Origin of the sequence: Kineococcus mangrovi (assembly GCF_041320705.1) — a bacterium.
In the GTDB taxonomy this organism is placed as follows: Bacteria; Actinomycetota; Actinomycetes; order Actinomycetales; family Kineococcaceae; genus Kineococcus; species Kineococcus mangrovi.
The window spans coordinates 106,482-118,794 of sequence record NZ_JBGGTQ010000010.1; the positions used below are offsets into that span (position 1 = coordinate 106,482).

At 74.9% G+C, this 12,313-nt stretch carries 9 protein-coding genes; 1 reads left to right on the plus strand and 8 read right to left on the minus strand.

The window, feature by feature from the left end:
* Positions 1-110: 110 nt before the first annotated feature.
* The 3 genes from ftsY to smc all read right to left on the minus strand — a co-directional run bounded on the left by ftsY (position 111) and on the right by smc (position 5,400).
* Positions 111-1,295 carry a signal recognition particle-docking protein FtsY gene (ftsY, locus tag AB2L28_RS18740; RefSeq protein WP_370720509.1) on the minus strand — a complete coding sequence of 395 codons (1,185 nt, stop codon included), beginning with the start codon at positions 1,293-1,295 and terminating at the stop codon, positions 111-113.
* A gap of 52 nt (positions 1,296-1,347) precedes the next feature.
* Positions 1,348-1,611 (minus strand): hypothetical protein, encoded by a 264-nt coding sequence (locus tag AB2L28_RS18745; protein WP_370720510.1) that lies wholly within the window; start codon positions 1,609-1,611, stop codon positions 1,348-1,350.
* 171 nt (positions 1,612-1,782) lie between these two features.
* Entirely contained in the window at positions 1,783-5,400 is a 3,618-nt protein-coding gene (smc, locus tag AB2L28_RS18750) for a chromosome segregation protein SMC (RefSeq protein ID WP_370720511.1), read from the minus strand.
* A gap of 200 nt (positions 5,401-5,600) precedes the next feature.
* On the opposite strand from smc, the gene AB2L28_RS18755 reads away from it, so the two are divergent.
* A complete protein-coding gene (locus AB2L28_RS18755; protein ID WP_370720512.1) occupies positions 5,601-6,941 on the plus strand; it encodes a multidrug effflux MFS transporter in 1,341 nt (446 codons plus the stop codon).
* Positions 6,942-6,949: 8 nt separating this feature from the next.
* Here the strand turns inward: AB2L28_RS18755 and AB2L28_RS18760 are convergent, their stop codons facing one another.
* From AB2L28_RS18760 to AB2L28_RS18780, 5 genes are read right to left on the minus strand one after another with little or no spacing between them, the layout of a single operon-like run.
* Entirely contained in the window at positions 6,950-7,228 is a 279-nt protein-coding gene (locus tag AB2L28_RS18760) for an acylphosphatase (protein ID WP_370720513.1), read from the minus strand.
* Between the two features lie 21 nt (positions 7,229-7,249).
* Positions 7,250-8,128: a M15 family metallopeptidase gene (locus AB2L28_RS18765; RefSeq protein ID WP_370720514.1), complete on the minus strand. Its 879-nt coding sequence runs from the start codon at positions 8,126-8,128 to the stop codon at positions 7,250-7,252.
* 53 nt (positions 8,129-8,181) lie between these two features.
* Positions 8,182-10,437 carry a family 78 glycoside hydrolase catalytic domain gene (locus tag AB2L28_RS18770; protein WP_370720515.1) on the minus strand — a complete coding sequence of 752 codons (2,256 nt, stop codon included), beginning with the start codon at positions 10,435-10,437 and terminating at the stop codon, positions 8,182-8,184.
* A gap of 47 nt (positions 10,438-10,484) precedes the next feature.
* Positions 10,485-11,324 (minus strand): carbohydrate ABC transporter permease, encoded by an 840-nt coding sequence (locus AB2L28_RS18775; RefSeq protein ID WP_370720516.1) that lies wholly within the window; start codon positions 11,322-11,324, stop codon positions 10,485-10,487.
* Positions 11,321-12,202, minus strand: coding sequence for a carbohydrate ABC transporter permease (locus AB2L28_RS18780; protein ID WP_370720517.1), 882 nt, complete (start codon positions 12,200-12,202; stop codon positions 11,321-11,323). Before AB2L28_RS18780 ends, AB2L28_RS18775 begins: the two co-directional genes overlap by 4 nt.
* Between the last annotated feature and the right edge of the window lie 111 nt (positions 12,203-12,313).

Here is a 12,313-nt window from a genome sequence, read left to right on the forward strand (position 1 = left end):
GGGACCACCGTGGCCCGCTCCCGTTACAGCTCCTCGCTCGTCGTGTTTCACCCGTGTGACGGCACCGCGGCCCGTGTGAACTTCACGTAACGCGGCGGGACGAGCACCGGTCAGCTCAGCAGCGCGTCGACGAACGCCTCCGGCTCGAAGGGCGCCAGGTCGTCGGCGCCCTCCCCCAGGCCCACGAGCTTGACCGGGACGCCGAGGGACTGCTGCACGGCCACGACGATGCCGCCCTTGGCCGTCCCGTCGAGCTTGGTGAGCACGATGCCGGTCACGTCGACGGCCTCGGAGAACACGGCGGCCTGGCGCAGCCCGTTCTGCCCGGTGGTGGCGTCCAGGACGAGCAGGACCTCGTCGACGGGGCCGTGCCGCTCCACGACGCGCTTGACCTTGCCGAGCTCGTCCATGAGGCCGACCTTGTTCTGCAGGCGGCCGGCGGTGTCGATGAGCACGACGTCGACCTCGGCCTCGGTGCCCTGCCTGACCGCGTCGAAGGCGACGGCCGCGGGGTCGGCGCCGTCGCGGTCGCTGCGGACGGTGGGCACGCCGACGCGGTCGCCCCAGGTGGCCAGCTGCTCGGCGGCGGCGGCGCGGAACGTGTCGGCCGCCCCGAGGACGACGTCCTTGTCCTGCGCGACGAGCAGGCGCGCGAGCTTGCCGACGGTCGTCGTCTTCCCGGTGCCGTTGACGCCCACGACCATGACGACGGCGGGGCGCTCGCCCCGGCGCTGCGTCGCGAGCGAGCGGTCCGTGGCCGGGCCGACCGCGGTGAGCAGCTCCTCGCGCAGCAGCTCGCGCAGGTGGGCGGGGTCGCGGGTGCCGAGGACCTTCACGCGCTCGCGCAGCGCCTCGACGATGCGGGTGGTGGGGTCGACGCCGAGGTCGGCGAGCAGGAGGGTGTCCTCGACCTCCTCCCACGTCGCCTCGTCGAGGGTGTCGCGGGACAGCAGGGCCAGCAGCCCCTGGCCGAGGGCGGAGTTGGAGCGGGCGAGCCGCTCGCGCAGCCGGACCAGGCGCCCGCCGGCGGGGGCGGGCCGTTCGAGGACCGGCCCCTCGGGCAGGTCGACGTCCTCGACCGTGCGGGTGGCGCTGTCGCGGGGGACCTCGGCGTCGTCGCCCACCCCGGGCAGCGGCTCCTCGCCCTCGCGCCGGTCCCGCAGCCCCGCCTGCTGCCCGGGGCGGGGCGGGGCGGACCGGCGCCGGCGGCGCGGGCGGACCAGGCCCACCAGCGCGCCCACGCCCGCCAGGGCGATGACGGCGATGAGCCCCACGACGATCTCGGCTGTCTCCACGAGCCCAGATCTTCCCAGACGGGGCGTCGTCCGCTCGACCGCCCGGACCGCCTCAGCGGGCGCGGGCCGCCCGGTGCTCCTCGCGGGTACCGCGGCGCGGGGCCTCCAGGCGCTCGCTCGCTCGCGCGCGCACCTCGGCGGCGAGGCGGTCCCGGTGGTGGCGCAGGACGGGCAGGAGCCGTTCGGCCCCCGCGTCGATCCGCGCCATCGTCCGGCTCCCCCGCCGGCGCAGGCTCGGCGCCGCCACGCTCAGCAGGACGACGACGGCCAGCCCGACCGTCAGGGCGAAGGTCACCAGCAGGGTCGCCACCATCACCGCAGCACCACCCACCACGTCGGCACCGGGGCCAGGTCCGTGACCGGCCCCCGGAGGAAGGTCATCACGAGTCCACTGTGCCCCGCCCGCCCCGCGCTCACCACGCGGCGCGCACGGCCGTCACCACCCTGTGACCGGATGCTCATCGCAGCGTCACCGGCGCGACGCGCGTCACACGGCCAGGGGCTCGGCGTCCCCGGGGGCCGCCGCCCGCGGCCCGGCCGGCTCGCCGTCGCGCAGCCGCTGGCTGACGACGGTGCTGATCCCGTCCCCGCGCATGGTCACGCCGTACAGGGCGTCGGCGATCTGCATGGTGCGCTTCTGGTGGGTGATGACGATGAGCTGGCTCGTGGCGCGCAGCTCCTCGAACAGGGTGATCAGCCGCGACAGGTTCGCGTCGTCCAGAGCGGCCTCCACCTCGTCCAGGACGTAGAACGGGCTGGGGCGGGCGCGGAAGATCGAGACCAGCATCGCCACCGCGGCCAGCGAACGCTCCCCGCCGGACAGCAGCGACAGCCGCTTGACCTTCTTGCCCGCCGGCCGGGCCTCCACCTCGATGCCGGTGGCCAGCATGTCGGAGGGGTCGGTCAGGACGAGCCGGCCCTCGCCGCCGGGGAACAGCCGGGGGAACACCTCCTCGTACTGCTGCGCCACCTCGGCGAACGCCTCGGAGAACACGCGCTCGACCCGCTCGTCGACCTCCTTGACGATGTCGAGCAGGTCCTTGCGGGACTTCTTCAGGTCCTCGGACTGGGTGACGAGGAACTGGTGGCGCTCCTCCATCGCCGCGTACTCCTCCAGCGCGAGCGGGTTGACCTGCCCCAGCTGCGCGAGCGCGCGCTCGGCCGAGCGGCGCCGCTTGTCCTGCTCGGAGCGCACGTACGGCCGCGGCTCGGGCGGCATCTCCGGCTCGGGGTCCCCGGGGGCGGGGGGCGAGGGCGGGACGAGCTGGTGCGGGCCGAACTCCTCGGTCAGCACGTCGGGGTCGGTGCCCAGCTCCTCCAGCGCCCGCTGGCGCAGCTGGTCGATCTTCCAGCGCTGCTGGGCGCGGGCGACCTCGTCGGCGTGCCGGGTGTCCCCCAGGCGCTGCTGCTCGGTCGTGAGCGACTCCACCGCGCGGCGGGCCGCGCCCACCTGCTCCTCGAACGTCGCGCGGGCCGCCTCGGCGGCCTCCCGCAACCGGGTGGCCTGGACGTGCGAGGACTCCCACGCCGCGAGCGCCTTCCCGGCCCCCTCCCGCACGGTCGCCGCGACGCGCGACTGCTCCGCGCGCCGGGCCCGGCGCGCGGCGGCGCGTTCACGGGCCGCGAGCTCCTCGGCGGCCTGCCGCTGCAGGGCGTCGGCGCGCCCGGCCAGGGCGCGGGCCCGCTCCTCGGTGGTGCGCAGCGCGAGCCGGGCCTCGGTCTCGGTGCCGCCGAAGCCGCGGGCGACCTCGGCCAGGCGGTCCCGCTCGTCGGTGGAGACGTCCCCCTCGTCCTCGTCCTGCGAACGGCTCGCCGCCTCGAACCGCTCGGTGAGCTCGACGAGCTCGACGCGGTCGGTCTCCACCCGCGCGCCGACCTGCTCGCGGGTGGCACGCAGCCGGTCGGCCTCGGCCTGCGCCGCGCGGACGGCGGACCCGAGCTGCCCGAGCTGCTCGGCGACGGCGTTCATCCGGGCGTCGGAGTCGTGCAGGCGGTCCAGGGCCGCCTCGACGCGCCCGGCCGCCGCGGCCCGCGCCGTCTGCGCGGCCCCCAGGTCGGCCTGGGCCCGCTGCGCACGCTGCTCGGCGGCCGAGAGGGCGTCGGTGGCCTCGTCGACGGCGGCCTGCACCTGCAGCAGGCTCGGCGCGGACGACGACCCGCCCGCGGCGACGTGGGCGCCGACGACGTCCCCGTCCCGCGTGACGGCCACCAGGTCCGGCCGGGACTGCGCGACGCGCTGCGCGGCCGGGAGGTCGTCGACGACGACCACGCGCCCCAGGAGCCCGGCGAGGGCCGGTCGCAGCTCGGCGGGCGCGGTGACCAGCGACAGGGCGGCCCGGGCACCGGCCGGTGCGACGGGCCCGGCGTCCGCCGAGCCGGGGGAGGCGACGAGCATCCCGGCCCGGCCGGCGTCCTCGCCCTTGAGGTGGTCGATGGCGCGGACCGCGTCGGCGGGGCTCGCCACGGCGACGGCGTCGGCGGTGGACCCGAGCGCGGCGGCGATCGCCTGCTCCCAGCCGGGCTCCACGCTCAGCAGCGCCGCGACCGACCCCAGCACCCCGGAGACGGCCGCGCCGGCGGCCAGCAGCGCCCCGGCGCCGTCCTTGCGGGCCAGCCCGATCTCGAGGGCCTCCCTGCGGGCGGTCCACGTCGCGCGCTCGCGCTCGGCGGCCTGCACCTCGGCGCGCGCCTGCTCGTGCGCGGTCTCGGCGGCCTGCAGCGCGTCGGCGGCGGCCTCGTGCTCGGTGTCGAGGTCCTCCTCGCCCTCCTCGACGCCGGCGACCTGGGCCTCCAGGGCGGTGAACGCGGCCTGCGCCTCCTCCCGGCGCCGCTCGGCGTCGGCCAGGGAGGTCGACAGGCGCTCGCGCTCGGCCTCGGCGGCCTCGACGCGGCTGGTGCGCGCGGCGACCTGGCCGCCGAGGCGGGCCAGCCCCTCGCGGCGGTCGGCGGCGACGCGCAGGGCGGCGGCGACCCGCTGGTCCTCGGCGCGGGCGGCCCGGTCCGCCTCGGCGCGGGCCGCGAGGACCTCGTCCAGGGCGGCGCGGCGGGCGGTCACCTGCCCGGCGAGGTCGGCCTCCTCGGCGCGGACGCGGTCGGCGTGGGCCGTCAGCTCCTCGGGATCGCGACGACCGGTCTGCTCCTCCGGTTCGCCCGCCAGCAGCCGGGAACGCTCGGCGGCCAGGGCCTGCACCCCGCGCAGCCGCTCGGCGAGGGCCTCGAGGCGGTGGTGCGTCTCGACGGCACGGGCCAGGTCGGGCGCCGCGGCGGCCGCGGCGCGCTCGGCGGCCTGCAACCGGGCCGAGGCCTCGGACAGGTCGGCCTCCACCTGGGCCTGGCGGGCCTTCAGCGCGGCCTCGTCGGCCTCGTCGCGCTGCAGGGAGCTGCCGGCCTGGACGAGGTCGTCGGCGAGCAGGCGCAACCGCGCGTCGCGCAGGTCGGCCTGGACGACCTGGGCGCGGCGGGCGGCCTCGGCCTGGCGGCCCAGGGGTTTGAGCTGGCGGCGGATTTCGGTGACCAGGTCGGCCACGCGCGTGAGGTTGGCCTCCATCGCGTCGAGCTTGCGCAGCGCCTTCTCCTTGCGGCGCCGGTGCTTCAGGACCCCGGCGGCCTCCTCGATGAACGCGCGGCGCTCCTCCGGGGAGGCGTGCAGGACCGCGTCGATCTGGCCCTGACCGACGATCACGTGCATCTCCCGGCCGATGCCGGAGTCGGACAGCAGCTCCTGGACGTCGAGCAGGCGGCACGTCTGGCCGTTGATCGCGTACTCCGACCCGCCCGTGCGGAACATCGTCCGGGTGATCGTCACCTCGGCGAACTCGATGGGCAGGGCCCCGTCGGAGTTGTCGATCGTCAGGCTCACCTCGGCGCGCCCGAGGGCCGAGCGCCCCTCGGGGCCGGTGGTGCCGGCGAAGATGACGTCCTCCATCTTCCCGCCGCGCAGGCTCTTGGCGCTGCTCTCCCCCATGACCCAGGTGAGGGCGTCCAGGACGTTCGACTTGCCCGAGCCGTTGGGGCCGACCACGCACGTGATCCCCGGCTGCAGCCGCAGCGTCGTCGCGGAGGCGAACGACTTGAACCCCTTGAGGGTGAGGGTCTTCAGGTGCACGGGGTCAGAGCCTAACGAGGCGCGGGCCCGGACCGGCCGAGGCGAGCCGGGCCGGTGACCGCGTCGTGCGGGACCGTCGACCCGCCGCCCGGTCATCACGAGGCGGAATGACCGCTGAGACGACACGCGATGCGCTCGATCCGTGACCGCCCGAGGTTGTACAACGGTGGAAGACGAGACCGAGATCCGGAAGGACCCCTGTGCCGACCCGCCCCGCCGGTCGTACCCGCCCCACGCGCCCCGAGCACCCCGCCCGCCCCCGCCGCTCCCCGTTCCGCGCCCTGCCCGGCCCCCGCACCGCCCCGGGCCCCCTGCCCGCCGGCGGCCCCGCGGGCCGCCCCGTCGACGAGGTGCCCCTGCGCCTGCTGGTGACGCTGGCCCTCCTGTGCGCGATCGGCCCCCTCGCCGTCGACGCGTACCTGCCGACCTTCCCGGACCTGGCCACGGACCTGTCGACCAGCGCGGCCCGCGTCCAGCTGACGCTGACGACGTTCATGCTCGGGATGGCCGCCGGCCAGCTCGTCCTGGGTCCCCTGTCCGACCGCCTCGGCCGCCGTCGCCTGCTGCTGACCGGCACCCTCGTGACCTTCCTCGCCGGCGTCGTGTGCGCCCTGACGCCCTCGATCGGCGTCCTCGTCGTCGCCCGCCTCGTGCAGGGCGTCGCCGGGGCCGCCGGGGTCGTCATCGGCCGCGCCGTCGTCGCCGACCTCGCCACCGGCCGGGCCGCGGCCCGGGCCTTCTCCACGCTCGGCGTCATCGGCGGGGTGGCCCCCGTCGTGGCGCCGCTGCTCGGGGGCCTCGTCGCCGGGCACGGCGGCTGGCGCGGGATCTTCGCCCTCACCGCGGTCGCCGCGCTCGTCATGGTCGTCGCGGCCTGGTTCGTCGTGCCCGAGACGCTGCCCGCCGAACGCCGCCACGCCGGCGGGGCGCGCGAGGTGGCCCGCACGGCGCGCGCGGTCCTGTCGCGCCGCGGCTACGTCGGCTACGTCGGCACCCTCGTCCTGGTGTTCGGGACCGTCTTCTCCTACGTGTCGGCCTCGCCGTTCGTGCTGCAGAACGTCGTGGGCCTCTCGACCGGGACGTTCTCCCTCGTCTTCGCCACCAACGCCCTGGGGATCGCCGCCGGGGGCGCCGTCTCCACGCGGGCCCTGCGCCGGTTCGACCCCTCCCAGGTCCTGACGACCGGGGTGCTCCTGCAGCTCACCTGCGCCGCCGGGCTGTTCCTGACGGTCCTCGCCCTCGACGCCTGGACCCCCGCCGTGCTCGTCCTGCTGTGGTTCACCGTGTTCAGCGTCGGTCTCGTCTTCGGGAACGCGACGGCGCTCGCGATCGAGCAGGTGCGCTTCGCCTCGGGCACCGGGTCCGCCCTGCAGGGGGCGCTGCAGTTCACGGTCGGCGCCCTGGTCTCCCCGCTCGTCGGCCTCGCCGGTGAGCACTCCGCGGTGCCGATGGTGACGACGATGCTGACGTGCACCGGCCTGGCCGCGGTGATGCTGTTCCTCGTCGCGCGGCCGGCGCGCCGCGCGCGCACCGGGGCCTGACCCCGGCCCTACCGCGTCCGGAACCCCGAGAGGCCCTCGGCGGGTCCCCAGTGGTCGGTGACCCGGGCGACCCGCCCGGGGCGCCCGTGCTGGGTGGGGTCGGCGCGCAGACGCGACAGCAGCTGCCGCAGCGCGTCGCGCTCGCCCTCGACGACGACCTCCACCCGGCCGTCGGGGGTGTTCTCTGCGGTCCCGGTCACGCCGAGCTCCTCGGCCTGGCGCTGGGTCCACCAGCGGAAGCCGACGCCCTGGACGTGGCCGGTGACGAGGACGGTGAGGCGTTCCACGCACGGCACCCTAGGGGACGGTCAGGCGTACACCGGGCCGCCGCTGATCCCGAAGAACTCCTCCAGGGTCGCCACCCGCGCCTCGGTCAACCGCTGCACCAGGTCGGTGCCCACCCAGCGCCAGTGCCAGGGTTCGGCGTCGTAGCCCGTCACCGCCGTCGCCCCCTCGGGGTAGCGCAGGAGGAACCCGTGGCGACCGGCGTGGGCGCGCAACCAGTCCGACTCCGGGGTCTGCCCGAAGCAGTCCTCCAGCAGGCACCCCGGCGCCGTCCGGCCGCCGAAGTCCACCGCCAGCCCCGTCTGGTGCTCGCTGTAGCCGGGGCGGGCCGAGACGCTCTCGGCGGTCTCCAGCCCGTCGCGCACGACGGCGTCGTCGTGCACCGCCGTCTGCCGCTGGAAGGAGCGGTAGCCGCTCGTGACGCTGAGGCCGACCCCGTCGCGGCGCGCGTCCTCCAGCAGCGCCCGCAGGTCCGGGGCGATGACGGCGGCCACCTCCTTGCCCGCCACGACGGCCAGCGCCGGGGCGTAGTCGCGCGGGTCCAGCGGGTGCTGCTTGTTGACCACGACCCACGGGCTGGCGGCCTCGGTGCGCGAAGGCCCCTGGACCTGCGCCGGGGTGGCCGGTGACGCGACGACCGCCTGCGGGGCGGCGGGCGCGACCTCCCCGGCGACCTCCCCGGCGGCTCCCGCCGCCGCCGGAGCGCCCCCGGCCGGGACGGCACCGGGGTCCTCACCGGTCAGCCGCGCCGCGAGGGCCCCACCGCCGACACCGGCGGCGAGCAGACCCGCGAGGAGCAGGCGGCGGGCCACGACGGCCTCGTGGCTGAACCGCCGCCGCCCGTCGGGCAGCACCTCGGGGGCGAACGGCGAGCGCGGCGGCCGGGTGCCCGGGCGGGTCATGCGGCGATCCTCCCAGCGCGGCGCGCGCAGGTCACGCGCCGCGCCGGGGGGACTCAGCCGGTGACGCTGTGCTCGCCGGCGGTGAGTTCGCGTTCACTGCCGTCGGGCAGCCGCAGGAGGGCGGACGTGCCCGCGGGGACGGTCACGTCGACGCTGAGGGCGTCGCCGTCCTGCCGCCAGCTGACGGCGAGCCGGCCGTGGGGCGTCTCCAGGGCCCCCCGGGCCCAGGTGATCCCGCCGCCGGGCTGCGGCGCCACGAGGGAGCGCGCGTACCCCGGCTCCAGGGGCGAGAGGCCCGCCACGACGCGGTGCATCCAGTCCGCGACGGCTCCCAGGGCGTAGTGGTTGAAGCTCGTCATCTGCCCGGGGTTGATCGTCCCGTCGGGCAGCATCGAGTCCCACCGCTCCCAGATCGTGGTGGCCCCCATCGTCACGGGGTACAGCCACGACGGGCAGCTCTCCTCCAGCAGCAGCCGGTAGGCCTCCTGCAGGTGGCCCGTCGAGGTGAGGGCGTCGGTGACGTAGGGCGTACCGGCGAAACCCGTCGAGACCCGGTACCCCGCCTCGGCGACGACCTCGGCGAGCCGGTCACCCGCCTTCGCCGCGAGGTCCCCGTCCAGCAGGCCGAACTCGATGGCCAGCGCGTAGACGGTCGCGCAGTCCGAGCGCACGGTCCCGTCCTCGGAGACGTAGTGCCGCCCGAACGCCGCGCGCAGCCGGTCCGCGAGGGCGTCGAACTCGGCCGCGTCCTGCTCGTGCCCCAGGACGCGAGCCGTGTCGGCCGCCGTCCGGGCCGAGCGGAAGATGGCGGCCGTCGCCACCACGCCCTTGTCGGCCTTCGCGGCCGCGGGGTCGTCCGGCGGCGCGTCGGGGTCGAGCCAGTCGGCGAACTGGAACCCCTCGTCCCACAGGTCCGTCGGGGAGAGCAGACCCTCCACGTGCCGGACGTGCGCGACCGCGGCCGGGTACGCCTCGGCGAGGGCCTCCCGGTCGCCGTACGCCTGCCACAGCGTCCAGGGCAGCCACACCGCGACGTCGGACCAGAAGCACGTCGAGTCGGGGTCCCCGCGCAGGCCCTTCGGCGGGGAGAACTTCAGGACGTCGGGCACCACGTAGGGGGTGATGCCGTCGTGGGCGGCCTGCTCGGCGTCCAGGTCGCGCAGCCAGTCCCGCAGGAACGCCGAGACGTCGAACAGGTAGGCCGCGCTCGGGCCGAAGACGGCGAGGTCACCGGTCCAGCCCAGGCGCTCGTCGCGCTGCGGGCAGTCGGTGGGCACGTCCAGGAAGTTCCCCCTCTGCCCCCACACGACGTTGCGGTGCAGCTGGTTGACGAGCTCGTTCGAGCACTCGAACTCCCCCGTGCGTCGCAGCTGGGAGTGCACGACGACGGCTTCGAGGTCCTCGACGGTGAGCTCGCCGGGCCAGCCGGTGACCTCGGCGTAGCGGAAGCCGTGGAACGTGAACGTCGGTTCGAACGTGTCGGCCCCCCCGGAGAGCGTGAGCCGGTCGGTCGCCGCGGCGGTGCGCAGCGGACGGACGCCCAGCTCGCCGTGCTCGAGCACCTCGGCGTGCCGCAGCGTGATCGTGGAACCCTCCGGGCCGGTGACGGTGAACCGCAACCAGCCGACGAGGTTCTGCCCGAAGTCCACCAGCGTCTTCCCGCTCGGGGACGTCGTCACGGCGACGGGTCGCACGACCTCCTGGCGACGGACCGGGGGACCGACGTGCTCGGTGAGCCGCGCGGTGTCGAACTCCAGCGCGCTGACACCGCTCCAGCCGTCGGCGGGGCCGTCGAGCGCCGCCCAGCGCGGTTCCAGGCGGCGGTGGTCGACGTCCTGACCGTCGTAGATCTCGTCGGCGGTCACGGCCGAGGGGCGCGCCTGCCAGTCCGGGCCGGTGGCGACGACCTGCTCGTGCCCGTCGGCGAAGCGGAGCTCCAGCTGCGCGAACGCGCCGATGCGGTCGGAGTACAGGCCGCTGCTCCCGCTCCAGGCCAGCCGGCCGACGGCCCAGCCGTTGCCCAGAGCGAGCCCGAGGACGTGCTCGGCCGCCCCGCCCGCGAACCGGGGGGTGAGGTCGTGGCTGACGTACCGCAGCCGCCACTCGTAGCTGCTCCACCCGGGGGTGAGGACGTCCTCGGAGACGGGCTCGCCGTCGAGGTGGGGCTCGACCACCCCGAGCGCGGTGACGTGCAGGACGGCGGAGGTCACGTCGCCGTGGCCGTCGTCGAGCGTGAACCGCCTGCGCAGCAGGGGCGCCTGCCGCACCTCGTCGGCCGTGATCATCGCTGCGTGCCAGCGTGGGGACATGCGGGGGTTCCTCCGGGGGGTCGGTGCTCGGGGTCGGGCGGGTGGTGTCAGCCCTTGACGGCGCCGGACGTCATGCCGGCGACGATCTGGCGGTTGAAGAACAGGTACATGACCAGCGGCGGGATCGTGATGAGCAGGATGTCCATGAAGAGCAGGTTGTAGCTGGTGCTCGCCTGGCTCTGGAAGTTGAACAGCGTCAGCTGCACGGTGGCGTTGTCGTCACCGGGCAGGAAGTAGAGCGGGTTGGTGAAGTCGTTGAACACGTTCACCGCCTGGACCACGATGACGGTCACGGTGACGGGCCGCAACAGCGGCAGGATCACCCGGAAGAACAACCGCAGCGGGCCGGCGCCGTCGAGGACCGCGGCCTCGTCCAGTTCCCGGGGGATGCCCGAGATGAACGCCCGGAACAGCAGGATCGTGAACGACAACCCGAAGGCGACCTCGATGAGGATCAGCCCCGGCAACGTCCCGAACAGCCCCAGCCCCTGCAGCACCCAGATGGTCGGGACGACGGCGGGCGGGATGATCAGTCCGGACAGCACCAGGAAGTTGATGACGGGCGTGAAGCGGCTCACCCTGCGCTGCAGCACGAAGGCCACCATCGCACCGAGCACCACCATGATCGTCACGCTGGCGACCGTCAGGACGGTCGAGTTGATGAAGGCGATGACCAGGATGTAGTCGCGCGTCTGCAGGACCGTGACGAGGTTCTCCCAGAGCTGGAAGTTCTGCGGCCACGAGAAGTCGAACAGCGACGCCTGCTGGGCGTCCTTGACGGCGGTCAGGACGATGAACGCGAACGGCACGAGGAAGACGACGACGCTGGCCAGGATGGCCGCGCCACCCACTCCCCACCGCAGGAGGGCGGCCCGGGTCGGGTTCACAGCTGCACCTCCTTGCGGGCGAGCCAGCGGGTCAGGGGGACGACGATGGCCGTGACCAGCAGGAACAGGATGACGTTGCCCGCGGTTGAGAGCCCGTAGAAACCGGCCTGGTACTGCTTGTAGATGACCGAGGCGATGACGTCGGAGGTGAAACCGGGACCACCGCGCGTCATGGCCCAGATGAGGTCGAACGACCGCAGCCCGCCGATCAGCGAGAGGGTGATGACGGTCGAGGTGGCCGGCCACGACAGCGGCAGGATGATGTTGCGGAACAGCGTCCAGGGGCCGGCGCCGTCCACCCGCGCGGCCTCGTAGTACTCCTTGGGGATCGAGACGATGCCCGCCATGTAGATGACGGTCGCGAGCCCGACCCCCTTCCAGATGTCGACCAGGGCCACCGAGAAGAGCGCCAGCGAGGGGTTGGTGAGCCACCCGGGACCGTCGACGCCGAAGACCGCCAGGGTGGCGTTGATGACCCCGCGCTGGGGGTTCATCAAGGCGGTGAACGTGATGCCGACCCCGACGGTGCTGACGAGCACGGGGAAGAAGACCACGGAGCGCAGGTACCCGCGGCCCACGATCTGCGACGTCAGCAGGATCCCCAGCCCGAGGCCCAGCACCACCTTGGCCCCGGAGGTCACGACGGCGTAGATGAAGGTGTTCACCAGCCCCTTGGTCAGAGCCGGTTCCCGGAAGAACTGGACGAAGTTCTCGAGGCCGATGTACTCGCTCGTGAAGATGGTCCAGCGCGTGAGGCTGAAGTAGAAGGACGCGAACGTGGGGATCAGGAACAGCACCACGAACACGACCGCGGCGGGCAGGTAGAACCAGGTGGGGTACGGGCTGCGCACCTTCCTGGCCCCACCGGCGCCGCTCACGGGCGGTGCTCCCGTGCGGGAGCGGGCAGGACCGGTTGCCGTCGACACGACGTCGACCTCCTTCACTCGGCCCGCCCCGCCCGCTCCCGGCACCGGGGCGGGTGGGTCGGG